Annotated in this window: 25 protein-coding genes and 1 riboswitch; of the genes, 9 read left to right on the forward strand and 16 right to left on the reverse strand. The window is 39.9% G+C overall.

Annotated elements, in window-relative coordinates; translation table 11 throughout:
* Positions 1–141 precede the first annotated feature (141 nt).
* From F931_RS16850 to F931_RS16880, 7 genes are all read right to left on the reverse strand, one after another.
* Positions 142–582 (reverse strand): acyl-CoA thioesterase, encoded by a 441-nt coding sequence (locus F931_RS16850; RefSeq protein ID WP_016142425.1) that lies wholly within the window; start codon positions 580–582, stop codon positions 142–144.
* Positions 583–589: 7 nt separating this feature from the next.
* Complete coding sequence (locus tag F931_RS16855) at positions 590–1,783, reverse strand: hypothetical protein (protein WP_016142426.1); 1,194 nt, start codon at positions 1,781–1,783, stop codon at positions 590–592.
* A gap of 9 nt (positions 1,784–1,792) precedes the next feature.
* Positions 1,793–2,635 carry a hypothetical protein gene (locus tag F931_RS16860; protein ID WP_016142427.1) on the reverse strand — a complete coding sequence of 281 codons (843 nt, stop codon included), beginning with the start codon at positions 2,633–2,635 and terminating at the stop codon, positions 1,793–1,795.
* Positions 2,636–2,643: 8 nt separating this feature from the next.
* Positions 2,644–3,411: a uroporphyrinogen-III synthase gene (gene hemD, locus F931_RS16865; RefSeq protein ID WP_016142428.1), complete on the reverse strand. Its 768-nt coding sequence runs from the start codon at positions 3,409–3,411 to the stop codon at positions 2,644–2,646.
* Positions 3,412–3,414: 3 nt separating this feature from the next.
* Positions 3,415–4,332, reverse strand: a complete 918-nt coding sequence (hemC, locus tag F931_RS16870; RefSeq protein WP_031945557.1) for a hydroxymethylbilane synthase — start codon at positions 4,330–4,332, stop codon at positions 3,415–3,417.
* 100 nt (positions 4,333–4,432) lie between these two features.
* The gene (algR, locus tag F931_RS16875) at positions 4,433–5,173 is read right to left on the reverse strand and encodes a LytR/AlgR family response regulator transcription factor (protein WP_016142430.1); all 741 of its coding nucleotides are present in this window, start codon (positions 5,171–5,173) and stop codon (positions 4,433–4,435) included.
* A 60-nt stretch (positions 5,174–5,233) separates the two neighbouring features.
* Positions 5,234–6,373, reverse strand: coding sequence for a sensor histidine kinase (locus F931_RS16880; RefSeq protein WP_016142431.1), 1,140 nt, complete (start codon positions 6,371–6,373; stop codon positions 5,234–5,236).
* Between F931_RS16880 and argH the strand changes: the two genes are divergently transcribed.
* Complete coding sequence (gene argH, locus F931_RS16885) at positions 6,364–7,797, forward strand: argininosuccinate lyase (RefSeq protein ID WP_025470396.1); 1,434 nt, start codon at positions 6,364–6,366, stop codon at positions 7,795–7,797. The genes F931_RS16880 and argH overlap by 10 nt on opposite strands.
* 9 nt (positions 7,798–7,806) lie before the next feature.
* The gene (locus tag F931_RS16890; protein ID WP_000089995.1) at positions 7,807–8,076 is read left to right on the forward strand and encodes an oxidative damage protection protein; all 270 of its coding nucleotides are present in this window, start codon (positions 7,807–7,809) and stop codon (positions 8,074–8,076) included.
* Between the two features lie 305 nt (positions 8,077–8,381).
* On the opposite strand, the gene phoU is transcribed toward F931_RS16890, so the two are convergent.
* The 4 genes from phoU to F931_RS16910 form a co-directional block, all read right to left on the reverse strand.
* On the reverse strand, positions 8,382–9,104 hold the full coding sequence (phoU, locus tag F931_RS16895; RefSeq protein WP_003654470.1) for a phosphate signaling complex protein PhoU: 723 nt from the start codon (positions 9,102–9,104) through the stop codon (positions 8,382–8,384).
* 105 nt (positions 9,105–9,209) lie between these two features.
* On the reverse strand, positions 9,210–10,541 hold the full coding sequence (locus F931_RS16900; RefSeq protein WP_002121145.1) for a multidrug efflux outer membrane protein AbuO: 1,332 nt from the start codon (positions 10,539–10,541) through the stop codon (positions 9,210–9,212).
* Between the two features lie 95 nt (positions 10,542–10,636).
* Positions 10,637–11,542: a DMT family transporter gene (ywfM, locus tag F931_RS16905; RefSeq protein WP_016142434.1), complete on the reverse strand. Its 906-nt coding sequence runs from the start codon at positions 11,540–11,542 to the stop codon at positions 10,637–10,639.
* Positions 11,535–12,116: a TetR/AcrR family transcriptional regulator gene (locus F931_RS16910; protein ID WP_016142435.1), complete on the reverse strand. Its 582-nt coding sequence runs from the start codon at positions 12,114–12,116 to the stop codon at positions 11,535–11,537. Before F931_RS16910 ends, ywfM begins: the two co-directional genes overlap by 8 nt.
* Before the next feature lie 107 nt (positions 12,117–12,223).
* Between F931_RS16910 and F931_RS16915 the strand changes: the two genes are divergently transcribed.
* The 6 genes from F931_RS16915 to gluQRS all read left to right on the forward strand — a co-directional run bounded on the left by F931_RS16915 (position 12,224) and on the right by gluQRS (position 18,611).
* Entirely contained in the window at positions 12,224–13,309 is a 1,086-nt protein-coding gene (locus F931_RS16915; protein ID WP_016142436.1) for a hypothetical protein, read from the forward strand.
* A gap of 34 nt (positions 13,310–13,343) precedes the next feature.
* Positions 13,344–13,478: riboswitch (TPP riboswitch) on the forward strand.
* A gap of 89 nt (positions 13,479–13,567) precedes the next feature.
* The gene (thiC, locus tag F931_RS16920; protein WP_016142437.1) at positions 13,568–15,445 is read left to right on the forward strand and encodes a phosphomethylpyrimidine synthase ThiC; all 1,878 of its coding nucleotides are present in this window, start codon (positions 13,568–13,570) and stop codon (positions 15,443–15,445) included.
* Between the two features lie 75 nt (positions 15,446–15,520).
* Positions 15,521–16,156 (forward strand): NUDIX domain-containing protein, encoded by a 636-nt coding sequence (gene aspP, locus F931_RS16925; RefSeq protein ID WP_016142438.1) that lies wholly within the window; start codon positions 15,521–15,523, stop codon positions 16,154–16,156.
* Positions 16,153–16,965: a 3',5'-cyclic-AMP phosphodiesterase gene (gene cpdA / locus F931_RS16930; protein ID WP_016142439.1), complete on the forward strand. Its 813-nt coding sequence runs from the start codon at positions 16,153–16,155 to the stop codon at positions 16,963–16,965. The genes aspP and cpdA overlap by 4 nt, the downstream gene beginning before the upstream one ends.
* A 211-nt stretch (positions 16,966–17,176) precedes the next feature.
* Positions 17,177–17,713 carry an RNA polymerase-binding protein DksA gene (gene dksA, locus F931_RS16935; RefSeq protein ID WP_002121205.1) on the forward strand — a complete coding sequence of 179 codons (537 nt, stop codon included), beginning with the start codon at positions 17,177–17,179 and terminating at the stop codon, positions 17,711–17,713.
* A gap of 1 nt (position 17,714) precedes the next feature.
* A complete protein-coding gene (gluQRS, locus tag F931_RS16940; protein WP_016142440.1) occupies positions 17,715–18,611 on the forward strand; it encodes a tRNA glutamyl-Q(34) synthetase GluQRS in 897 nt (298 codons plus the stop codon).
* 54 nt (positions 18,612–18,665) lie between these two features.
* On the opposite strand, the gene ftsW is transcribed toward gluQRS, so the two are convergent.
* From ftsW to feoA, 5 genes are all read right to left on the reverse strand, one after another.
* On the reverse strand, positions 18,666–19,862 hold the full coding sequence (ftsW, locus tag F931_RS16945) for a putative lipid II flippase FtsW (protein WP_016142441.1): 1,197 nt from the start codon (positions 19,860–19,862) through the stop codon (positions 18,666–18,668).
* A 24-nt stretch (positions 19,863–19,886) separates the two neighbouring features.
* Positions 19,887–21,233, reverse strand: coding sequence for a UDP-N-acetylmuramoyl-L-alanine--D-glutamate ligase (murD, locus tag F931_RS16950; RefSeq protein ID WP_016142442.1), 1,347 nt, complete (start codon positions 21,231–21,233; stop codon positions 19,887–19,889).
* A gap of 160 nt (positions 21,234–21,393) precedes the next feature.
* Positions 21,394–21,645 (reverse strand): DUF6587 family protein, encoded by a 252-nt coding sequence (locus F931_RS16955; protein ID WP_016142443.1) that lies wholly within the window; start codon positions 21,643–21,645, stop codon positions 21,394–21,396.
* A gap of 20 nt (positions 21,646–21,665) precedes the next feature.
* The gene (gene feoB / locus F931_RS16960; RefSeq protein ID WP_016142444.1) at positions 21,666–23,519 is read right to left on the reverse strand and encodes a ferrous iron transporter B; all 1,854 of its coding nucleotides are present in this window, start codon (positions 23,517–23,519) and stop codon (positions 21,666–21,668) included.
* Positions 23,516–23,779, reverse strand: coding sequence for a FeoA family protein (gene feoA / locus F931_RS16965; RefSeq protein WP_001991212.1), 264 nt, complete (start codon positions 23,777–23,779; stop codon positions 23,516–23,518). Before feoA ends, feoB begins: the two co-directional genes overlap by 4 nt.
* A 143-nt stretch (positions 23,780–23,922) precedes the next feature.
* Between feoA and xerD the strand changes: the two genes are divergently transcribed.
* Entirely contained in the window at positions 23,923–24,843 is a 921-nt protein-coding gene (gene xerD, locus F931_RS16970; protein ID WP_016142446.1) for a site-specific tyrosine recombinase XerD, read from the forward strand.
* The last annotated feature ends 105 nt before the right edge of the window (positions 24,844–24,948 follow it).

Consider the following 24,948-nt stretch of genomic DNA (forward strand, 5'->3'; position numbering starts at 1 on the left):
AAACATAAAATCAAGACCAATATTATTTATAATCTATTCAATAAGCAATAGTTTGAAAGCCGTGTTCATCAGAATAACTAAAAAAATTACCTTTTAATTACATTATCAATTATAAATGAAATATATTTTATTAATATTTATTTAAGATAAATGTATTAAGTCATGTCCTACTGATTTTTCTAGTTCAATCATTTTTTGTTTTATCTCCTGAGGTATTTCACATTTTCGTTCTGTTAATTTATCCATACATACCAGAACAGCCTCAGCAGTCGCCACGATTTGTTGTTGGGTTTCACTCCACAATATATAAGCCATACGGAATGCGCTATTACGAATCTCTTCCACGCGAACCCCTACTTTCAATACATCGGGATAAAAAACAGGTCTTAAATATTTACACTGACTTGAAGCTACAACGGGATATATTTGAGGGGTTAATATATTTATTGCTTCCATATATAAAATACGTGAGCTTTCAATATATCGATAATATTGTACATTATTGACATGACCAAAAGCATCCATATCTCCCCATGCGACTTTCTGTTCATATATTATTGGGTAGACAGACAGTTCTTTCATTTTTACCTCATATTTTAAACTTTAAAAAATTTGCATCATTTTCAAAGATTAGATTTAACTGTTTGATTAACACTTCATCTTCTTTAAGCGTAGACTTAATACGTAAATAGCTCATTAAAATATTATCTGGATATAATGATAATAATGTTTCAGCTTCTGCTTGACGTCCAGTTGCCATATAGACATGCCATTTTGCAAAGGTTAAAACAGGCAAATTCATATATTGATTTTCGAACTGAATGATTTTTTCTTCGACATCAGTATAGTCAGGAACCTGTTTAAGTAACTGTTGCTGAAACCATAAATAAAATACTTCTGGATCAAACTGCTCTTTTAACAAGTGAAGGGTTAAATCTGCATGTTGCATGCTCATATCAGGCATACGCGCTAATAGTTTTAGCCATAACAACTTACTGCTATAAGGTCGAGTTTGAATTTCAGACTCTAAATCTAAATAACGTTGCTGTAAGGCATGTAAGTCATCAACAGAAGCTTGATCGAATTGCTGAAGAAGTTGTTGCAGCCATAAATCACGATGCTCTGCATCTAATAAGCCATATTTCATGGATCGTAAATATACCCATGGATGTTGCAGCGCTAATTGCCCCCATAACGCAGTTAATTTTTGCTGGTAGGCAGTTTCTATTTCTTCAAGCCAAGGCGATAATTGATGTTGATATAAGAATTCAAGATGAGTTAATGCGCGGTCGGCTTCATTTTCGGCTAAAAAGATTTCAATTCGCTGTAACTCAGCCAATTCAAATGCCATAGGTGGTGATTGATCTAGAGCAGCCAAGGCTTTTGGATAGTCACCATTTAAAACCAGAAAATTGGCATCAATAATATTTTTTAAAAGCCCTGATTGAGTAAAAACACGCTCAATAAATACTCGTTGATCTTCGGCAGCCTCTAATAACCAGACAATACCTAATTGTTCATAGGGATGAAGGTTTTTAAACTGAAAGATGTTTTCACTTTTTCTTTGCTCACGAGATGAATAACGCTTAACCCACAGCCATATAAGTTGAGCAATAAAGCTCATTACCACAAAAGTAAGGGTTAACCCCCAGACATTTGTTTGCAACTGCAATTGTCGCCAGTAAATATAGACGTATCCCATTCCATAACCGTAACTCAATAAAGCTAAGGCTGCGAAAAGTATTAAGCTGATGACGAAATAAACCCACAGGAGGTGTTTCATATATCCTCCTTATGAGCCAATGAGCCCAAGTGTAGAGAGTTTCGGAACCGGCACAACAGATAAATGCGCCACTTTAGCAATACGTTTTTTTAACTGCTGACTTGCTGCATCAGGCATCTCATCTAACTTTTGCATCACAGATTGCAACTCATTTTGATACTCAGTCATTTTCCCTTGATTAAGTGCCTGTTCGGCAATTAACAATCTTAATTGCACTTCTTTGAGCACGACACTTCGATTCATTAAATTAATAGAAGGGGTTTCTACTTTTTCTATACGGAACCATTTTTTCCACCAAGACACAGTCTCGGATTGATCCATTTCAAGTTTAGGTTGAGCTAAGGCTTGTTGAATATTTTTATCAATACTCTGCAATAAGTCGTCGATTAGTTGATGACGTTGATTTTGAGCCAAAGTGAATTGTTGAACTGCCTGCTTATCCTGCTCAAGTGATTGATTCAAGCTATGTTGTAATGCAGGGGCAATTTCATAGTGCACAAGAGATTGTTGTAACTGATTTAATTGATCAACTGCATAAATCAATTGCTGCTGATCAATTGCAAATTGAATTAAAACCAACTTTTGTTTAATTAAAACTGTAGGCGCAATACCTGTCGGAGAATCATCTGGTTGAGCCACTGAACTGAGTTTATTTCCTGTATTTACAGGCTGGCTCTGCAACTGCCGCTGTAAAGCAACCAATTGATCATTTAAACTGGCATAGTGCTGTTCTGATTGCAGCAGGCTTTGTTTAAGCTCGGGAACAGTACGAGAAATTTGCCACATATCGTAGCTGAGCTTAGCCAACCAAGCTATGCCCAGCAAAATGATGATAGAAACAAGTTTTCTCATATGAATCCTTATAATGCCTGAATGTGATGAATCATCCCCGAAGGCGATAAATTTTCAAGTTGAATAATGTGAAAATGAGCCAGTTGCTGATCACGATACTCTTTAACAATTTGAAAAAGACGAGGTCCTAAAACTAGATATACACAATCAGGTTGTACATTATTTTTTGAACAAAGTTCTAACCAATACTTCCAGCTCGCTTCACTGGTAATTAAGACGAGCCATTTATTTAAATTATAATTTGAATTCTGTGTCAGATGTTTGAATGTCGAATATGAAGCTTCTGGACACTGCCGATGATATAAAACAAAATTTAAGATCTGAATTCCTTGTTGTTGCAAGGTCTCCATCATAAATTGGCGTCCGCCCTCTCCCCGCCAGAAAGCCACACTCCCCGTCTGTTGCATATTATGCAGAATAGGCAGATTGAGCATCCCTTCAGAAGTTTCGACATCGGGAATATGTGCTTCTATTCCATATTCATTTAGACGATTGGCTGTTGCCTGTCCTACCGCAATCCACTGAATATGTTTTAAATCACTGAGCTTTAGACCGCTTTTTTCTAAATACTTCATGCCCACCTCAACAGCAGTTGGGCTGACCACAACAATCGCTTGTGCTTTAACTAATTGTTGGTAAAGCCGAAGTAACTGTTCCGAAAAGGGTTTGGCAACGAGTTCTAAAAGAGGTAAAGACTCAACCTGATATCCCTTATTTTGCAGAGCTTCTGTTAATTCAACTGCACGCGAATCAGGTCGAGTATTAATAAACAACATAGTTTAATAGAGAGCCTTCAATAACTCGCCAGCGCCTTGATCAAGTAAGTTTCGAGCAAGGTTTTCACCCAATTGCTGAGCGTTATTGGCTTCGTCTGTAAGCTCAGCACGCAATAATGTTTGCCCATCAGCACTTCCTACACGACCTTCAATATGGATTTTTCCATTTTGTAGTGTGGCATAACCTGCAATTGGGACCTGACAACCGCCTTCAAGGTAAGCATTAAAAGCACGCTCAGCACGTACACAAATATCTGTTTCTTCGTGTAATAGCGGTTGAATTAAAGCTAGTACATCTTGGTCAGCTGCACGGCATTCTAAACCCAATGCACCTTGACCCACCGCAGGCAAACTAATATCTGGTGTTAAACAATGACGGATACGTTCTGACAACCCTAAACGCTTTAAACCGGCACTGGCTAGAATAATCGCATCGTATTGACCTTCATCCAGCTTTGCTAAACGTGTCCCCACATTTCCACGTAAGTCAATAATTTGTAGATCTGGGCGTTGTTTTAAAATTTGAGATTTACGACGTAAACTTGAAGTGCCAACTTTTGCACCTTGCGGCAAGTCAGCAAATTTTTCAAATTGATTTGAAACGAAAGCATCGAATGGATCTTCTCGCTCACAAATCACTGCCAAAGTTAAACCTTCCGGCAAAGCCATTGGTACATCTTTCATTGAATGTACAGCTAAGTCTGCACGCCCATCTAAAAGTGCTGCTTCTAACTCTTTAACAAACAGCCCTTTACCCCCAATTTTTGCTAAAGGTGTATCTAAAATTTTATCGCCCTGCGTGACAAATTTAACTAATTCCACTGTTAAATCAGGATGAAGCTCCTGTAAACGGGCACGAATATGTTCTGCCTGCCAAAGAGCAAGTGGGCTTTGTCGTGTAGCAATTTTCAAGGTTTTCATAAATTCAAGCATGGGCTGGTCAAACAATACACCCTAAACTTAACTTGATCCCTTAAAATTGCAAGTAAAATCTCGCAAGTCCAAGATCACTCTTTTAAATTTAGAGCTGATGAATTCGCTCTCTAAGTGTAGACAAATGTCGACGGCTTACTGAAAGTCTTTCATCAAGACCTCGCAGCCTAACTTGATATTGCCCCGAACTAACCAGCTCCAGCCCATCTAAATATGCAACTGCCACCAACGCATTTCGATGAATACGAATAAATTGATCTGCAAATTCGGTTTCAAGTTCTTTTAATGTTTCATCTATTAATACACTGCCATTTTTATGACGCACCGTAACGTATTTCTGATCAGCTAAAAAATAATAGATATTTTCAACAGGAATCAGTTCAACGCCACGGTAGGTTTTTGCGGCAATTTGATGACGCTGTGTTTTTAGATCATGTAAAAATTCATGTTGTGGCAAAGCATTGAGTTGGGCTTGTGTAAGCTGTGTCAATTGACCTAAAGCTTGTTCAAGCTCTGCTGGGTCAATCGGCTTAAGAAGATATGCCTGAGCTTGAGATTTAAAAGCTTCTAATGCATGCTGATCGTAGGCGGTACAAAACACAATCGCAGGTCGAGGATTGAACTGGCTTAACTGTTCTGCACAGACAAGACCATTCATACCTGGCATTTGAATATCAAGTAAAATTACATCCGGTTGATGAAGCCGTGCCTGTTCCAAGGCCTCCTGTCCATGATGAGCTGTTGATACAACTTCATGTCCCATCTTTGAAACTAAACGTGACAATCGTTCCACTGCAAGTGGTTCGTCATCACAAATTAGCACCTTCATTCATCCTCCTTGTCACCGTTAACTTGATCCATTTTTTTATGGTTAACTCTGACTGACTTATTATTTTGTTTGATATTGATAGCTCATAATAGTGGTATATAAGGCTTCACCTTTATAAACCTGAAATCTAACGGTGTTCCCATAATATGCTTTCAGGCGTTGTTTTACATTTTCAAGGGCGATTCCATGCCCTTTCCGTGAATTTATTGTATCGTCTGTATATGGGTTGGTAATGACTATACTGACTTGATTTTGCAATATTTCAACCAATACCCCTATGGTTGCTTTACCCATCATTGGTTCTACCCCATGAAAAATACTATTCTCTAACAAAGGCTGTAATGTCAATAAAGGAATAGTGATCTGTTTTAATTGCACAGGTGAAAGTTCAATTTTCCAATCTACTTTTAAACGCTCCCCCAACCGCACCTGCTCAATCATTAAATATTGTTTACTGAGCTCAATTTCTTCATGCAGACTCACCAACTTTAATTCTTGGAAACTCGCTCGAAATAAACGCGATAGGCTAATGAGCATACTTTCTGCTTTATCTGGATCTATCGCAATTAAACTCACCACATTATTTAAGCTATTAAATAAAAAGTGAGGGTGAATTCTCGCTTGCATGGCCTGAATACGAGCATTTAATTCTGCATATTGTTGATGCAGCCACTGCTCTCTGACATATAAATAACGTAAGCAAAAAGCTCCCAACAATATTCCATAGCTTAGATATAGAGGTACATTGGTAAAATAAATGTTCCAGCCCTGTGGTAGATAAGCATGTTTATTGAAAAGACCAAACTGAAAAAAATTACTTATTAAGGTGGTCAAGACAACAATAACTTGCAGCATGACAAAGCCAATAGCTAAGGCAAATTCTTGACGTAAGCTGCTAAAAAAACCTTGAAAGCGTTCAACTACAGCAAAAAAGGATAAAATTACCCAATTAATAAAAACGATGTATTGTAAAAGTCTCCCCCCGCTCAAGGCTTGCCAAGACTGCGCTTCAGCCAATGCTAAGACCAGTGCCAAAACATTACTTGCGATAATTAATTCGAATAAGTGTTGCCAACGCCCATTTTTCGTAAAAAAATAGGAAGAATTTTGATTTCGGTATGCTGTAGGAAACAACTTTGTTTGTTGAGCTTCGGCAAGTGATATACTCTTTTTTATTTTACTGAGCCACCATGACCACATCTTCAAATCCCCCTAATTCAGTAACCCCAGACCAAACCTCAGGTATGTGGGGTGGTCGTTTTTCTGAAGCGACGGACGCTTTTGTAGCCGAATTTACCGCCTCTGTTCAGTTTGACCAACGTTTTTATAAACAAGACATCGCTGGTTCGATTGCGCATGCTACCATGCTTGCGAAAGTTGGCGTACTCACAGAAGCAGAACGCGATGACATTATTGAAGGTTTAAGCACCATTCGCTCAGAAATTGAGGCTGGAAACTTTGAGTGGCGCATCGATCTTGAAGATGTTCACATGAACATTGAATCACGTTTGACTCAACGTATTGGTATTACAGGCAAAAAATTACACACTGGCCGTAGCCGTAACGATCAGGTTGCAACTGATATTCGTCTTTACCTGCGCGACGAAATTGATGATATTTTAAAATTATTAGAACGTTTACAAAAAGGCTTATTAGGCTTGGCTGCCAAAAATGTAAATACAATTATGCCGGGCTTTACACACCTACAAACTGCTCAGCCTGTGACTTTTGGTCATCACTTGTTAGCATGGTTTGAAATGTTAGTGCGTGATACCGAACGTCTTCAAGATTGTCGTAAGCGCGTTAACCGCATGCCACTTGGTTCAGCTGCTCTTGCTGGTACAACTTATCCGATTGACCGTGCTTATACAGCAGAACTTTTAGGTTTTGAAGCTGTATCTGAAAACTCTCTTGATGCTGTGTCTGACCGTGACTTTGCCATCGAATTTAATGCTGCTGCTGCACTGATCATGATGCATTTATCACGTATGTCAGAAGAACTGATTCTTTGGACTTCTGCACAGTTCAAATTTGTGAACATTCCTGATCGTTTCTGTACTGGCTCATCAATCATGCCACAGAAGAAAAACCCGGATGTTCCAGAACTTATTCGTGGCAAATCTGGCCGTGTATTTGGTGACTTAATTAGCTTACTTACGCTCATGAAAGGTCAACCATTGGCATATAACAAAGACAACCAAGAAGACAAAGAACCATTATTTGATGCAATCGATACGGTTCGTGGTTCTCTTATGGCTTTCGCAGACATGATTCCTGCATTGGTTCCAAATATTGAAATCATGCGTGAAGCTGCACTTCGTGGTTTCTCGACTGCAACCGATCTTGCTGACTATTTAGTGAAAAAAGGCGTTGCTTTCCGTGATGCGCATGAAATTGTAGGTAAAGCAGTCGCATTAGGTGTTGCTGCAGAAAAAGATTTATCTGAGCTCACACTTGAGCAATTACAACAATTCTCTGACTTAATTACAGCAGATGTGTTTGATAAAGCCTTAACACTAGAAGCTTCTGTAAATGCACGTGATCATATTGGTGGAACTTCACCAAAACAGGTTGAAGCTGCGATTGCGCGTGCCCATACACGTTTAGAACAGTTATACGCTTAAGGATAAAACATGAGTCGCCAAGTATTTTGCCGTAAATATCAAAAGGAAATGGAAGGTTTAGACTTCGCTCCTTTCCCGGGTGCTAAAGGCCAAGATTTTTTTGAAAATGTTTCTAAGCAAGCATGGCAAGAATGGTTACAGCATCAAACTACGCTCATTAATGAAAAACGTTTAAACGTGTTTGAACCAGAAGCAAAAAAGTTTCTAGAAGAGCAACGTGAAAAATTCTTCAATAATGATGAAAGCGTAGAAAAAGCTGAGGGCTGGAAACCAGAATAATCGGTTCCTTTTAGCTTTTTCATCATTAAAAAGGCGGATCTATATACATAGATCCGCCTTTTTTTACGTGAAACTTACACAAACATAAAAAGCCTTACATAGAGAGCACAGGACTCTACATGACATCAAAAAGCGAAAAACTTAATATCACTCTATAGCAAGAAGAACACGATCCCTGTCGTGTTTATGCACTTGATTTTCTGTCCTGAACTTCCCCCCAAAGTTCGGGACATTTTTTTATCTATTATTTTTAAAAATAAAAAAGCCTTGCTTCAAACAAGGCCTTTAAATATTTCAGCTCAAGATTATTTTTCGTGGACTTTGGCTTCAATTTCTTCAATTTTAGTATGACGAGCATCAAAGCCTTTCGCCATATAAATGACTTGCTCAGCAATGTTACGAGCATGATCGCCAATACGCTCTAATGAACGTAAAACCCACATCACATTAATTACACGAGCAATATGTCGCGGGTCTTCAATCATATAAGTCATTAATGTGCGCGTTGCTGATTGATATTCACGGTCGATGTCAGCATCGGCTAAAAGTACACGTAAAGCTTGATCTGCATCTAAACGCGCAAAAGCATCAAGTGCATCATGAATCATGACACGAACTTGGTTACCAATATGACGTGTTTCCATGTAGCCACGAGGTGAACCACCCTCTTCACAGAGGTTTTGTGCAATACGGGCAATTTTTGCAGCTTCATCACCAATGCGCTCAAGGTCAGTATTGGCTTTGCTCATGGCAATAACCATACGTAAGTCAATTGCTGCTGGATGACGTCGTGCCAAAATCAACGTCAGACCTTCATCAATATCACGTTCATATTGGTTAACGGCATTATCTTTAAATTGAACATCAATCGCTAAATTTGCATCTGTATCAAGTAAAGCATGAATTGCATTGGCAACCTGTTGTTCGACCAAGCCACCCATGGTCATAAACTTTGTGTTTACATCTTGCAAATCTTCATTAAATTGAGAAGAAATATGATGGCTTAACACCGGATTACTCGGACTCAAGGGAAGCCTCCAACATGATGGCGCAGGAATAAAATGATTGAGCATTAAAACACAGCAATCATTAAGTTTTTATGACAAAATTAAATTTCAGATAAAAGCATTTTATTACTGATACGTTAACCAGCTATTGAGCTCAACCAGATCTTTTTCACCTAATTGGCCTACCGCAGCTTTTAAACGAAGTACATTCAATAAATAGTCATACTGAGCATTAAGATAATCCTGTTTTGCAGAAAAAGCATTACGCTGCGCTAATAAAACATCAACCATACTTTTTAGGCCTTCGTTATAACTTGCTTTCGAGGCTTGAGAAACTAAAGAAGATGAATCCATTGCAGCTTTTCTTGCTTCGAGTTTGGCTTGATCGGTATCGACCTGCATAAATGCACTTTTCACATCGACATTGGCACGGCGAATCGCTGCATCAAGTTGTGCCTGCGCTTTACTGGCTTCCACAGTGGCTTTTTTAATTGATGTTCGGGTCCGCCCGCCATTAAATAAATTCCAATTCATTTCTACCCCAACCTGATCAAATTTTCCGTCAGTCGAAATGAGCGTCTCTGGTGTTTGTTTGGTATAGCCATAGCTTGCCACAGCATCTATTTGGGGATAAAGCGCTGCCTTTTCTACACGGCGCTGGTCCTCACTATATTTTTGCTGTAAGCGGGCTTGCTGAATTTTTAAGTTTTTTTGCTGCGCCAAAGAAAGCCAGTCATTAAGCTCTGCTGGATAAGGCTTTTGAAAATTAAAATCACTTCGCAGTACAGCGAGTTTATCTTGATAAGAACCAATATATTCAGAAAGCTGCTCTTGGGCCAAAAGTAATTGAACATTGGTTGAAATACGATTGGCTCTGGCATTTTGATATTGGGCATTTGCTTCACTCACATCACTACGTGCCACCAACCCTTCTTTGAGTTTGGCATTCATCATATTGAGCTGTTCAAGCAAAGCCTTTTCTTCTTGTAAATATGCAACACTCAACGCCTGCTGACGCAACACATTAAAATAGGCTTCTGCCACATTTAAAACATGATCTTGTTTTTGCAGTCTTAAAGTAATTTCACTTAAGGCAACCGAAGTTTTAACTTGCTTATATCCTTCCCAGGCATCCATTCGAAATAATGGCTGACGTGCAGTGAGAGTCGCTTGTCGAGTCGTTGACGTGTTACTTACCAAAGCATCTGACAACCCTTCTTGGTCAACACCCGGAAAGTTTGAACGTTTTACAGTTTGTCGATTACGAGTAATGTTCCCAGACAATGTGACGGTGGGTAATAACGCTCCCGTTGCCAAGCCTAAATTAAGTTGATCTGCTTCATATTGTTGTTGATTGGCTTGCCATGTCGGATCATTTTGTTTTGCGCGCTCATAAGCTTCAACCAAATCTAGAGCAAAGCTCGAAGATGCAAAACTCCAAAGGCCCACAGCGACCATTAATTTTATTTTCATTGTTCAAATCAACGATAAAACTTGCTCTTAAGACTAAGAAAAATTCTAATCAAACTCAAGCCATTAAAAGTTTTAGTTTTTTAAGCGTCCTTAGTTTTTGACAAGATTAAAATACAAATAAAAATCAAAAACATGCCTATCCAACCGACCCATGAAATATGCTCACCAACCAAAACAATCGCAAAAATCGCAGCAACTAAAGGTTCGAATAAAGTTAGGGTGGTCGCTTTGCTGGCATTTACTGTTTTTAGACCAAAACCGAAAAGTAAATAACCCAAAAACATAGGAATCAGCATCATATAGCCAGCCACAAGTAGATTGGTTGAGCTTTGCAGTAACCCTCCCCCTGTAATCAACAAAGTAGGCAGTAAAATAACTGCTCCACCACCCATAATCATGCCCATTGCAGCTTTAGCAGCAACGCCCCGATCTATTAATCTTTTCGCAGCCCATGAATAAAGCGAATAAGTTGTAGCAGCGACCAACCCAAGGAAAATACCGAAGAATTTATTCCATTGATTTGTACTCTCTTGAACCGCATGACTTTCACCCATCGACAACATACTTACACCAAGCACCCCGCACACAAAACTTAGAAACCAGATAGCCGATAAAGCTTTACGATCAAAAAATCGCTCTAAAATTGCTGCGATCAATGGAGCAGTACCAATTGAAACCACGGTGCCAATCGTAATGCCCGCATAATGCATTGAGGAATAAAAGGCCAAAGGATAAATACCAACTGCCGCTACGCCTAAAAGAAGTATTGAAAGATTTTCTCTTATGAATTGCCGGTTTTCCCGAATTGCTCTTGAAGCAACCAAAGCTTGTAAAAGGCCTCCTCCGCCCATTGCTACAGCGCCAATGGCAAGTGGGCCAAGTGTCGGAGCAAATGCGGCCGCAGTACCTGTTGTTCCCCACAGAACAGAGGCAACTAAAATCGCGATTGTGCCTCCATAGCTACTATTTTTAATGAGGCTAATCATGTGGGCATTCTCTATTTAAAATGTCTTCTGCCATTTGTTTTGCCAAGAGAAGTTGACGACTGTTACCTTCCAACCCTGCTCGTGCCATCGAACCTTCTAAAAGAAAAGAAAGCTGTGTAGCCATATAGCTAATACGCTGTGAGTCGGGTATTAATTTCTTTAAATGCTCAGCAACAATAGCCTCAACTTCTTCTTTATGCTGTCTTACCGAGCTTCGCCCTGCACTATTTGCCGGAAACTCAGCCGCAGCATTCAATAATCCACAACCTCGAAAGCCTTTTTCATAGGCAAATTCTGCATGGTCTTGATAGGCATCAAACACAGCTAAAATGGCTTGTTTTGCTGTTTTTGTTTTTTCTAAACGTGTGTGATAGAGGTCAAGCCACTCTTGATGTCGTGCAGCAATGTAGGCATCAACAAGATCACCTTTTGAAGAAAAATTATTATAAAGCGACATCTTCGCAACATCTGCTTTAGCCGTAACTGTGTTGATTCCTGTTGCAGTAATGCCATCGTTATAAAACAAGGTTGCCGCGGCATCGAGAATTTTCTGTCTTGCTGTTTTATCATTCATAGCTTTCAATTAAGTAGACCGACCTACCTAATAATAAAGATTTCTAACAATGATGCAATCTTTTTAAGCGTTATAATTTGAGCAATATTAATTTCTAGAAAAGTACAATGATGAAAAAAGTTCTATTGATGAGTATATGCAGTGCACTACTTTTAGCTGGATGTAGCAAAACATCAGAGCAAGATCAAGCTATATCTAAAGAGCAAAAACCAACTGAACAAAAGGCTTCTCAAAAACAAGACAGCAGTTGCTTACAAATTATGGTAGCCATGCACACGATTAATCAGAACAGTAAAATAGAAGACTTAAATCAAATTAATGAAAAGCTTAAAACCTGTGTTCCTTCGTTAAAAAATGAGGAACAGCTTAAGCTAATTGATGCATCAACAACCATGTATCAACGTTTTCTTAAACAAGACTACACTGAAAAAACAGGCCGAGCTTTTGAAGCTTTTGGCTATGCTGTTTTAGAACATAAACAACAAGACCTTAAAAAGGTCATCCAAACTCAGAAAAAGCTCTTCGCTCAACTGAGCCCGCGTGATCAATATTTACTTCAACATGAAGGCCAAGCCTATATTGAGCTGCTTTATCAAGGTGAAGGCATGTTTACCTATCGACGTCAGCCAAACTATTTAGTTGATATTTTTTCTAAAGCCTTACCCGTTGATCAAAAAGAGTTCTTAACTCGTATGGCGAAAGACAATCAAAATATTTTCTATAATGACGGTGCGTTGGCTATTTCTTGGAAAGAGCTCAATGAACGTGCATTGTTTTGGGAAAAATTTATTCAAAAGTATCCAAAAAGCCACTTTATTGGTGATGCCAAATTACTCTTTAACGAATATCGCTATTTTATTTTCTTTGGCTTAGATAACACCCCTGTGTCAGATGAATATGCGCCGAACACATGGTTTGATAAAGATGCGCTTCAGCAAATTCGGTTTCTCTCTACACAAAATGAATCGAGTTTAGCCAAACCTGCTCAACTGTTTCTTAAGTTTATTGCCACGCCTGTAGAGGAACGCAATAAACAATTTAAAATAGATTTAACTGATAAGAATGGCGATAAAAAATCAAATTATCAGATTACGCATGAACAACTTGAGCAGTTATTGAAATTTGATTCGCCATGGAACACTGAAGTCTATCGTGACTGCCATATGGATGCGGTTTGTATAGATACAAATTGACAATGCCAGCCAACCTAAAACATGTTAGTCTTTAAATCGCTTGACGGAGCGCGAGTAATAGCTCGCTGAGATTGTGTAAATTCCGTGTTATCGCAACACCAGTTTGATCACAAGTACCGTTGAACCTGATCAGGTTAAGACCTGCGTAGGAATCAAGCCATCTGAAAACTTAAAGCCTTAAATTTATCTCATAAAGATAAATCCGCCATCGTTTTTGGTCGTGCTTGATTCGTTGATGTTATTCATAAGGATCATGTGATGAACCAGTTAACGAATCTCTCTTCTGCTGAAATTTCAGCACAACATGAACAAGATGCTAAAGATTTAACTCGCATCTTACCCGCTTCTAAAAAAGTTTATATTGAAGGCTCTCGCCCTGATATTCAGGTTCCAATGCGAGAAATTTCTTTAACCGACACCCCTACCGGTCTTGGTGGTGAACATAATCCTCCTATTATGGTTTATGACACTTCAGGTGTTTATACCGACCCAAATATTCAAATTGATTTAGACAAAGGTTTACCTTCAGTTCGCCAAAACTGGATTGAAGAACGTAACGATACCGACGTACTGTCTGGCTTGACCTCAAAATTTGGTCAGGAACGTTTAAAAGACATTCGCACCGCTGACATTCGTTTTGCTCATATTCAAAATCCGCGCCGTGCTAAAGCGGGCAAAAATGTCACTCAAATGCACTATGCCAAGCAAGGTATTATCACACCTGAAATGGAATATATTGCAATTCGTGAAAATCAGCGCCAACGTGAAGGCGTTGATATGCGTCAGCATGCTGGACAGAACTTTGGTGCAAAAAATTTAAAAGAAATTACACCTGAATTTGTTCGTCAAGAAGTTGCTGAAGGTCGTGCGATCATTCCTGCCAACATTAACCATCCAGAACTTGAACCAATGATTATTGGTCGTAACTTTTTGGTTAAAATTAATGCCAACATTGGTAACTCAGCGCTTGGCTCTTCAATTGATGAAGAAGTTGCCAAAATGACTTGGGCAACCCGTTGGGGTGCCGACACCATTATGGACTTATCGACAGGTAAAAACATTCATGAAACACGTGAATGGATTATTCGTAACTCACCTGTTCCAATCGGCACTGTACCAATTTATCAAGCACTTGAAAAAGTTGATGGTGTTGCAGAAGACCTGACTTGGGAAATCTTTAAAGACACACTGATTGAACAAGCCGAACAAGGCGTTGACTACTTCACAATTCACGCAGGTGTACTACTTCGCTATGTACCACTTACCGCAAACCGTTTAACAGGTATTGTGTCGCGTGGCGGTTCCATCATGGCGCAGTGGTGTCTAGCACATCATGAAGAAAACTTCCTATACACTCATTTCGATGAAATCTGTGAAATCATGAAAGCCTATGACGTTTCATTTAGCTTAGGTGATGGCTTACGTCCGGGCTGTATTCAAGATGCAAATGACGAAGCACAGTTCAGCGAACTTAAAACATTAGGTGAACTGACTCACCGTGCATGGGAACACGATGTTCAAGTCATGATTGAAGGCCCTGGTCATGTACCAATGCACATGATTAAAGAAAACATGGACCTTCAGCTAGAAGTGTGTAAAGAAGCACCATTCTATACACTTGGACCATTAACGACAGATATCGCTCCGGGTTATGACCACATTACCTCTGCAATTGGCGCTGCCATGATTGGCTGGTACGGTACAGCGATGCTTTGTTATGTGACACCAAAAGAGCATTTGGGTTTACCAAACAAAAAAGATGTTAAAGACGGCATTATTACCTACAAGCTTGCGGCACATGCTGCCGATCTTGCTAAAGGACATCCGGGTGCACAGGTACGCGATAATGCCTTATCAAAAGCACGTTTTGAATTCCGTTGGGATGATCAGTTCAACCTAAGTCTGGACCCTGATACAGCACGTAGCATGCACGATGAAACCTTACCAAAAGAGGCGCATAAATCTGCTCACTTCTGCTCAATGTGTGGTCCAAAGTTCTGTTCGATGAAAATCACTCAGAATGTCCGTGACTATGCCAACAATCTCACCAATAGTGATTCAGAGGTTGAAGAAGGCCTCAAAGCGATGAAAGAGGTTTATCAAGAACAAGGACAAAAACTGTATCATAAAGTGTAAATATTCAAAAAAAACACTTGCCTAGCCATGATTCTCGGTTAGGATGAAATAAATAGATTTCGTCCTGACCGAATCATGAGTATTGTTGAACGTCCAAGTTATACATCTAAAGATGTCGAAGTAACATCACGTGAATCTCTATTCCGGAGTTTTATTCAAGTTGAAAAAGTCAGCCTTCGACATCGTCTATTTAATCAAACTAAATATACTCATGTATTGCAACGTGAACTCGTTCATCGGCCTGAAGCGGCTGGCGTTCTACTTTATAACGATCAAAAGCAACAGTTTGCATTGATTGAACAGTTTCGTGTTGGGGCTTTAGACGACTCTCAATCTCCATGGCAGCTGGAAATAATTGCAGGCGTATTAGATGGAGACGAATCTCCCGAAACTTGTATTCGACGAGAGAGTCTCGAAGAGTCTGGATGTGAAATTCAGGACTTAAAGCATCTATTTAGTTTTTATCCCTCTGCCGGGGCGTGTTCCGAATTTTTTCATTTGTATGCTGCCGAAACTGAATTACCCACTGAAGGTGGAATATTTGGCGTAGATGATGAGGGTGAAAATATTCAACTCCATTTATTTAATTATAGTGACATCCAGCCCCTACTCGACAGTGGACGTTTAAGAAATGCTCCTGTCATTATGGCGTTACAATGGTTATCTCAACACATCACAACGATAATAAAATCCGACGAGGTAGGACGGTGACTTTTCAAGTCTCAACACTTTCACAAAAAGACCATGTCATTATACAAATTACCGATACCCACCTATTGGAGTATCCACATTTAGAATTTGTGGGTATGAATCCTGAAGAAAGTTTTCATGCCATTATTCAGCAAATACGAAATAAACATCCTGAAATTGATGCTATCGTCCATACGGGTGATCTGGCTCAGGCACCAACACCTATTACCTACAAACGCTATATTCAATATATGCAAACGCTTGGTCTACCTTTTTTTCAGACCTTAGGTAATCATGACAATGTTGACCATTTTCCATTGCATAAAGAGAACCATCAGGAACCGGTGGTGATTGGCTTAGGAAACTGGCGCGTTATTTTATTAAATAGTGCGGTAAAAGGTCATATTGATGGGCATCTATCAGAAGAACAGCTAGAGAACTTAACGGCTTTACTCAAAGAGTTTGCAGACAACCCGATTTTGCTAGCTTGTCATCACCATCCTTTTGCCATGAAATCGAAATGGATTGATCATCACAAACTACAAAATTCTAATGCTTTGCTTACAGCATTAACGCCGTTTAAAAATGTAAAAGCATTAGTCTGTGGCCATGTCCATCAGGACTCCATAAACATTTGGCAAGGGGTCGAATTTTTCTCGACTCCATCGACAAGTGTTCAGTTTAAACCATTTAGTAATGATTTTGCTTTAGATCAAAATGCTCCTGGCTACCGTTACATTCGTCTAAAAAACGACGGTAGCTTTGAAACAGAAGTCTTCCGTCTTGAAAATTTTCAAGGACATATAAACACTGATATTTCAGGCTATTAGCCCTATTTCTTATATGCTTATATATAATTATGACTGGGGTAAACACGTTTTGAAAATATTTACGGGTCGGAATGACTATCATCTTGCAGGAAAAATCTATATGATGACGACCCGATGGGAAAATCCCATCGATGGTTTTCTATAAAAACACTTGCATATCACCATATTTTTTGCGTATAGATAATACGTGTATGATGAGGAATGCCCTATTATGGCGAATGACAACCACAACCAAGTTTTGGATGAACATACAGAAGTTGTAGTGGAAGGTGACAAAGCTTCTGCAAAACGTGCACGTAAAGTGAAACCTAAAACTTCTGACATAGGCACAACTGCAAGTTTATTTGGTATTGCACCTTATCAACCTAAGAAAAATGAAGAGTACATGTCTGAAGGACAGCTCGAGCATTTCCGACAAATTCTGCAAGCATGGAAAGCTGAATTAATGTCTGAAGTTGATCGTACTTTAAATACGATGCAAGACGAATCAACTGCACTGCCAGATGTAAACGACCGTGCTACCCAAGAAGAAGAATTTGCAATTGAATTACGTACACGTGACCGTGAACGTAAGTTAATTCGTAAAATCGAACAATCTATGGAAGCAATTAAGAATGAAGACTACGGTTTCTGTGAAACTTGTGGTATTGAAATCGGCTTACGTCGTTTAGAAGCACGTCCAACTGCAACTTTATGTATTGATTGCAAAACTTTGGCAGAAATTAAAGAGAAGCAAAATAACGGTTAATATGACCGCTGTAGCTACTCAAGAGAAGCCTAGCTTTTCATACTCAGGCCGGTTTGCGCCCTCGCCAACCGGCCCTTTGCATTTTGGATCACTCATTACTGCCGTTGCCAGCTATTGCGATGCAAAAGCCCATCAAGGCAAATGGTTGGTTCGTGTCGAAGACACAGATATCCCTCGTATTTATCCCGGTAGTGAAGAGCATATTCTCACCTCACTGGAAGCCTTCCAGTTTGAACCCGATGCCGAGATCATCTTTCAAAAAAAACGTTTAGATATTTATGAAAGTGTATTAGACCAACTTAAGACAGAAGGTCTTATTTATGCATGTCAATGTACGCGTAAAATGTTGGGTTCAAATGCAATCTATGCAGGTACTTGCCGCGATCTGAACCTTGGTTTTCAAGGTCAAGCGATACGGGTAAAAGTTCAAGATCAGCAGATCTGTTTCGATGACCGACTTCAAGGACGTCATTGCTCCAATCTACAATACGATCTCGGAGACTTCGTCCTTAAGCGCCGTGATGGGATTATTAACTATCAACTTGCTGTCGTCGTAGATGATTATCTACAGGGTATCACCCATGTCGTTCGAGGCGCAGATCTACTAGATAACACTGAACGTCAGATCTGGCTGGGACAGGTTCTAGGTTATCCTAAACTGAGCTATATGCACCTTCCCCTTGCCATGAATGACCAAGGACAAAAGCTCTCTAAACAAAATCTTGCTCAAGCACTCGATTTATCAAAAGCTCCAGAATTACTCCAAAAAGCAATCCAAGCATTAGGACAACCTAAGGTCGATCTGGATCAACCTAGAGTGATGCTAAGGCAAGCCGTAGCGCAGTGGAATGTCGATTTAATTCCCCATGGACAAGAGCTCAGCGGAACATATCTCTAAATAATAAAAAAGCCCGATATCAAATCGGGCTTTTCTAAAGTTCTAAATACTCAATTAGAAGTTTGACTCTTCTCGTTCTGGGTTTACTTCTTGTGTTGAAGCATCAATCTTTAAGATCAAGCTAATCATCGCAGCACACATCATTAAAGATGTACCACCATAACTAATGAATGGCAAAGTCAAACCTTTGGTCGGCATCAAGCCCATATTCATGCCCGCATTTACCAAAATCTGAAGCAAGAAAATAATGCTAATACCATAAGCTAAATAGCCGGCACGTAGATAATGATGTTTCAAAGCACGGTGACCGATTTTGATACAGCATGCGAGCATCAAGAAAGACAAGCCAATAACAATCGAAATACCCACGAAGCCAAACTCTTCACCTAGCACAGCCAACATAAAGTCAGTATGCGCTTCAGGTAAATAAGACAGTTTTTGTACACTGTGCCCTAAGCCTGTACCAAACCACTCACCACGACCAAAAGCCATTAATGCGTTTGATAACTGATAACCCACGCCCAACGGGTCTGCCCATGGGTCGGTAAATGAAATCAAACGTTGGAAACGGTAGGGTTCAAATAAGATCAAAAACACAATACCTGTGACAATTGCACCAAGCATGATTAAGAACTGTGTTGGCGGCGCACCAGCCAAAAAGAACACCCCGACCATCATCATTACAATAACGACCGTTGCCCCTAAGTCAGGCTCAGCAATAATCAAACCGACTGTGATTGCCATTACCCCACTTAAACGTAGTAAGCCTTTCCAATGAGTACGAACCTCTTTGGCACGGCGTACAACGTAGTCTGCGGTAAAAATTGCCATCATGACTTTAGCAACTTCGGTTGGCTGCAAGGTAAAGCCACCAATTTTAATCCAACGTGTAGAACCGTTGACTTCCGAACCCACCACCAAAGCAGCAAGCAACAGAACCATGGTTAATAGCCACAGCGGAAAGGTATTTTTAAACCACGTATTAAGTGATATCCGATAGGTCAAATAAGCCACCACACCCGCAGCGACAATCGAAATACCATGACGAATCACATAGTGAAACGGGTTTTCATGCATATATTCAGCATAGGGCATCGAAGCAGATGCAACCATCACTGAACCGATACACAATAATGCAACGACACAGAAAATCAGGATATTACGTGGCGTCACTTCCGCTGGCCATTTAGGCAATATCCGTTCATACCAATGATTGATTTTCTGGATTGTGGTCTGAGCTAAGCCTGCCATACTACATTCCTAATCATGTTTTCTTTAAACCAACGAATTGACGCAGGCAACAAACTGCTGACCACGATCATTATAACTTTTAAACATATCAAAACTTGCACATGCTGGTGATAACAACACCACATCTTCAGCTTGCGTTTCACGTTGACACAGCTCTACAGCTTCTTTAAGCGTTGCTGCATGTAAAATTTTAGTTGCGCCTTGAATAGCCTGTTCGATGACAGGTGCATCCTCACCAATCAATACCACAACTTTGGCATATTTTTCGATAGAAGAACGTAATGGAGCAAAATCTTGACCTTTACCTTGTCCACCTAAAATCAAGGCAACCTTACCTTTTTTAACCTCAATTGCAGCGCCTAAACCATCAATCGCTGCAAGCGTAGCACCCACATTAGTGCCTTTAGAGTCATTGTAATAGCGTACATCATGCACAGTCTTTACATATTCACAGCGGTGCTCTAATCCTTTAAATTGCTTTAAAGTTTCAAGCATCGATTCCATAGGCAGACCAATTGCTTCACCTAAAGCTAAACAAGCTAAAGCATTGGCTACGTTGTGCATGCCTTGAATATATAAATCCGAGCTTTTAATTAAACGCTGCAAACCACGCGCAAGCCAAAGCGTGCCATCACCATCTCTTAAAACACCATATTGATTTAAATCTGGTGCATTTAAACCAAAGCTTTGCATTGGTGTTGTATCTGGAACAAGAGGTCGGCTTAAAGCATCATCACGGTTAAATACTACTTTTTTAACACCTTGGAAAATACGGTGTTTTGCTTGATGATAACCCAACATATTACCGTGGCGATCTAAGTGGTCTTCACTCATATTTAGAACCACAGCAACTTCAGCATTTAAATGAGATGTGGTTTCCAACTGAAAACTTGATAATTCAAGCACAAGCAGTTCAGGTTGATCTTTTAATAAATCTAGAGCCGGGCGTCCAAGATTGCCACCCACAGCAACTTTCTTACCTGCATCTTTAGCCATTAAGCCAATTAAGGTCGTTACTGTACTTTTCGCATTAGAGCCAGTGATCGCAACAATAGGCATATCAGTTGCACGGCGTAATAATTGAATATCCCCTACTACCGATATCCCCTGAGCAATAGCTGCCTGAATTTCTGGTAATTGTGGTGCAAGGCCTGGGCTTAAAATAATTTCTTCTGCTTGTAATAATAATTCTTGATCAAGTTGACCAAAACTTGTCTTTACTCCTGCCGGAATCTGATCATGCCCTGGTGGCGTGGGGCGAGAGTCTGTTACTGCAACTTGGTAGCCTTGTTCATGCAGGAAATTTACAGCCGAAACGCCTGAGATTCCCAAGCCTGCGACAACTTTTAACCCACCACGTTGTATTAACATTTTTGCCCCACAATTTATCAATCGACAGAATGGCAAAAATGTTAGCACTTTGCTGTTTTGAATGCTTTTTCAGTTTGAACTTTATTCATCTTTTTTTGTGTCAGTGCGTAAAAAAGCCATCAATATGATGGCTTTTTAAACGAAACAAGAAATAGTAAATTTACTGCCATTTAATCGGCTTAATTTCTTGAACTGGATTGGTAGGTTTATCTTCACTTGAACAGCCACAGCCACCAGCACAACTAAAGGTCATTTTTGGTTTAAGCCATTTTGCCAAAGTTGTCCAACCCTGCTTTTCGCAAAATATAGAGAGTGAAGAAAATACTGAATTTGCTGTTTTTGGAAATACTTTCTTAAAAACAACGACAGCACTCCAAATCACTAATACCGCAATGATCAGATATTGAACCATATACAACCTCCTTTCTTGCCTTAACCCCAATAATGGGAAGCAATTTGATAGGTAACAAACGATGCCAAATAAGCTAAACCAAACAGATATGCAGTCATAGCTGCAACATGTTTCCATGAACCTGTTTCACGGCGTACCGTTGCTAATGTTGCCAAACAATGTGGAGCATAAATGAACCACACTAAAAGCGATAAACCTGTTGCCAAAGACCAACCTGTTCCATCTGCACTAATCAGGTGTGACAAACCTTGTGCCACTGCATCATCACTTGTTGCAGATAACGCATACACCGTACCTAAGGCAGCCACCACAACTTCACGAGCTGCCATAGCTGGAATTAACGCAATACAGATTTGCCAGTTAAAACCAATTGGAGCAAATAAAGGCTGGATAAGATGCCCAAGCATACCCGCAAAACTATAATCTATAGCAGGTAATGTCGCTCCTTCTGGTGGTTGTGGGAAAGTACACAAAAACCATAGCAAAATAGAGAGCGCAAAAATAATTCCACCGACACGCTTCAAGAAGATCTTTGCACGATCCAACAAACCGATTCCCACACTTTTTAAATCAGGGAAACGATAACTTGGCAGCTCTAGCAATAAAGCATGTTGAGACTTATCTTTTTGGAAGAATTTCATTAAAAATGAAACACAAAGTGCACTTACAATACCAGCCATATACAGGCCGAAAAGTACCAGACCTTGGAGGTTGAAAATACCCCAGACCATTTTCTCTGGAATAAATGCAGCAATCAGCAAGGCATATACAGGTAAACGTGCTGAACAGGTCATTAATGGCGCAACCATAATGGTCGTAAAACGATCACGAGGGTCACTAATACTCCGCGTTGCCATAATTCCCGGTACTGCGCAGGCAAAGCTTGAAAGTAAAGGAATGAAAGCACGGCCGCTTAAACCAGCTTGAAACATTAATTTATCAAGCAAAAATGCTGCGCGCGGTAAATAACCTGATTCTTCTAATACTAAAATGAAGAAGAATAAAATCAAAATTTGTGGCAAGAACACCACTACACCACCAGCACCCGCGATAATGCCGTCAACTACCAAACTATGCAGTAGGGGCTGGGTAATCACACTTCCTATGACTTCACCTAGCCAACCAAAGAAGCCTTCAATGCCATCCATGAATGGAGCTGCCCAAGCAAAAACTGCTTGGAACACAATAAACATCATGAGGGCAAGGCTAAGTAGGCCTAAAACTGGATGTAAGAAAATGCGATCTAGAAAATCAGTACGCTTATCTTCCTGATCAACATAATGAACCACATCTTTAAAAATCATATCGATTTTTTGATGATGCGTCCCAGTTAAACCACTAAGTTCAGTCTGTGGGACACTGTATTTTTCTTGATCAAGGGCATGTAATAAATTTTCAATACCTGCATTACGGACAGCAACTGTTTCGACAACGGGTACGCCCAAACGCTGGGACAGCTTTTGAGTATTAATTTGGATGCCACGACGACGCGCTTCATCCATCATATTCAGTACTAGTAAAATCGGACGACCTAGCTCGATCATTTCGAGCACGAGGCCTAAATGCAATTTTAAGTTAGTGGCATCAACCACACATAAAAAGGCATCTTGCTGACCTTCTTCGGCAATTTTACCCAAGCAAACGTCACGGGTAATGGCTTCATCAGGACTGGTCGCATTAAGACTATAGGTCCCTGGCAAATCGAGTACACGTACTGCTCGACCTGAAGGCAACTGAAAATGACCAACCTTACGCTCGACTGTTACGCCCGCATAGTTCGCAACTTTTTGTCGAGTTCCAGTTAAATGGTTAAAGAGAGAGGTTTTACCACAGTTCGGGTTTCCCACAAGGGCAATACGTAACGCATCACTCATGCGGGTACTCCTTCTTCTACTTGAATTTCAATTTTTTCCGCTTCTGCTTTACGTAAAGCGAAGCGAGTAAAGCCAATTTGGATCAAGATCGGATCACCACCAAAAACACCCTTGGTAATCACTTCCACTCGTGTGCCCGGTACAAAGCCCAGACTTTCCAAACGAATTGCGACCAAATCTTGCTGCTCGGACTCTACTTCTATCCGATTCACTTTGGTGATGGTCGCCGCTTGCTTCACTTTTAAAGCTGATAAACGCACCGCATCCGATCCTAAACCTTTTTTTCTAGTATACATATAAATGAGAATAATTACCAAATAAGGTTAAATTTCACTTCTTATTCAGTTTAATCGACAAACCTTAAAGTTTCTTTTACAGTACAGAGGTTTAGAGGATCTAGTGTATGTTGAATAAAAAACCGCGTATTCCAAGCCCTGTTCAAATTCCTGAACATTTAAGCTTTTTACAAGGTTTTCGCGACTATCTCGTTGCTCAGACGGTAAGTCCACATACACGTAATGCTTATTTATCCGACCTCATTCAATGTAGTGAACTTCATAAAAAAACAGCTCTTCCAGAGTGGACAAGTGATGATATTGCAGATGTTTTGATTGAGTTGACTAAAGTTGGCAAAAGCCCGCGTTCGATTGCCCGCTGCTTATCTGCCTTACGCCAGTTTTACAAATTTTTACGTGAACAGAAATTAAGAAGTGATAATCCTGTAGCAACCCACCATTCTCCAAAAATTGGCAGAGCTTTACCCAAAGACCTATCAGAAGAAGATGTAGAAGCACTCATTCAGGCTCCTGACATAAATACGGCACTCGGTTTACGTGACCGAGCAATGTTTGAAGTGCTTTATGCCTGCGGTTTACGTGTTTCTGAACTACTTAACTTACGCCTAGAACTCATTAATTTAAAACAAGGCTACTTACGAATTACCGGTAAAGGCAATAAAGAACGTTTGGTACCGTTAGGACAGTTTGCGTGTGAATGGGTAGAACGCTATTTGCATAATGCTCGGCCTCAACTCTACAAAAGCTCAACGGATTATCTTTTTTTGACTCAACATGGCGGAATTATGAGCCGTCAGAACTTTTGGTACGCCATTAAACGGTACGCTCTACAAGCCAATATTCAAGCTGAACTTTCGCCTCACACCTTACGTCACGCCTTTGCAACGCACTTGCTCAATCACGGTGCGGACCTACGCGTAGTACAAATGTTACTAGGTCATAGCGACTTATCAACGACTCAAATTTATACCCATGTGGCACAAGTAAGAATGCAACAATTGCATGAAAAACATCACCCTAGAGGTTAAAAAATTTAAAACTTATTATTTGAAATACGCCTAACAATCACTTGATTTCGTTCACAAAGGTTAAGAAAGTTTTAACAATACACGCTAGATTTTTTGTTATGCTTA

This window comes from Acinetobacter pittii ANC 4050 (genome assembly GCF_000399685.1).
Taxonomy (GTDB): Bacteria; Pseudomonadota; Gammaproteobacteria; order Pseudomonadales; family Moraxellaceae; genus Acinetobacter; species Acinetobacter pittii_E.

What these genes read in the sequence shown, in the direction of transcription:
- F931_RS16850 (WP_016142425.1), bottom strand. Translation starts at nt 582, where the DNA reads ATGAAAGAACTGTCTGTCTACCCAATAATATATGAACAGAAAGTCGCA.
- F931_RS16855 (WP_016142426.1), bottom strand. Translation starts at nt 1,783, where the DNA reads ATGAAACACCTCCTGTGGGTTTATTTCGTCATCAGCTTAATACTTTTC.
- F931_RS16860 (WP_016142427.1), bottom strand. Translation starts at nt 2,635, where the DNA reads ATGAGAAAACTTGTTTCTATCATCATTTTGCTGGGCATAGCTTGGTTG.
- hemD (WP_016142428.1), bottom strand. Translation starts at nt 3,411, where the DNA reads ATGTTGTTTATTAATACTCGACCTGATTCGCGTGCAGTTGAATTAACA.
- hemC (WP_031945557.1), bottom strand. Translation starts at nt 4,332, where the DNA reads ATGAAAACCTTGAAAATTGCTACACGACAAAGCCCACTTGCTCTTTGG.
- algR (WP_016142430.1), bottom strand. Translation starts at nt 5,173, where the DNA reads ATGAAGGTGCTAATTTGTGATGACGAACCACTTGCAGTGGAACGATTG.
- argH (WP_025470396.1), top strand. Translation starts at nt 6,364, where the DNA reads ATGACCACATCTTCAAATCCCCCTAATTCAGTAACCCCAGACCAAACC.
- F931_RS16880 (WP_016142431.1), bottom strand. Translation starts at nt 6,373, where the DNA reads ATGTGGTCATGGTGGCTCAGTAAAATAAAAAAGAGTATATCACTTGCC.
- F931_RS16890 (WP_000089995.1), top strand. Translation starts at nt 7,807, where the DNA reads ATGAGTCGCCAAGTATTTTGCCGTAAATATCAAAAGGAAATGGAAGGT.
- F931_RS16900 (WP_002121145.1), bottom strand. Translation starts at nt 10,541, where the DNA reads ATGGTCGCTGTGGGCCTTTGGAGTTTTGCATCTTCGAGCTTTGCTCTA.
- ywfM (WP_016142434.1), bottom strand. Translation starts at nt 11,542, where the DNA reads ATGATTAGCCTCATTAAAAATAGTAGCTATGGAGGCACAATCGCGATT.
- F931_RS16910 (WP_016142435.1), bottom strand. Translation starts at nt 12,116, where the DNA reads ATGAATGATAAAACAGCAAGACAGAAAATTCTCGATGCCGCGGCAACC.
- F931_RS16915 (WP_016142436.1), top strand. Translation starts at nt 12,224, where the DNA reads ATGATGAAAAAAGTTCTATTGATGAGTATATGCAGTGCACTACTTTTA.
- thiC (WP_016142437.1), top strand. Translation starts at nt 13,568, where the DNA reads ATGAACCAGTTAACGAATCTCTCTTCTGCTGAAATTTCAGCACAACAT.
- aspP (WP_016142438.1), top strand. Translation starts at nt 15,521, where the DNA reads ATGAGTATTGTTGAACGTCCAAGTTATACATCTAAAGATGTCGAAGTA.
- dksA (WP_002121205.1), top strand. Translation starts at nt 17,177, where the DNA reads ATGGCGAATGACAACCACAACCAAGTTTTGGATGAACATACAGAAGTT.
- gluQRS (WP_016142440.1), top strand. Translation starts at nt 17,715, where the DNA reads ATGACCGCTGTAGCTACTCAAGAGAAGCCTAGCTTTTCATACTCAGGC.
- ftsW (WP_016142441.1), bottom strand. Translation starts at nt 19,862, where the DNA reads ATGGCAGGCTTAGCTCAGACCACAATCCAGAAAATCAATCATTGGTAT.
- murD (WP_016142442.1), bottom strand. Translation starts at nt 21,233, where the DNA reads ATGTTAATACAACGTGGTGGGTTAAAAGTTGTCGCAGGCTTGGGAATC.
- F931_RS16955 (WP_016142443.1), bottom strand. Translation starts at nt 21,645, where the DNA reads ATGGTTCAATATCTGATCATTGCGGTATTAGTGATTTGGAGTGCTGTC.
- feoB (WP_016142444.1), bottom strand. Translation starts at nt 23,519, where the DNA reads ATGAGTGATGCGTTACGTATTGCCCTTGTGGGAAACCCGAACTGTGGT.
- xerD (WP_016142446.1), top strand. Translation starts at nt 23,923, where the DNA reads ATGTTGAATAAAAAACCGCGTATTCCAAGCCCTGTTCAAATTCCTGAA.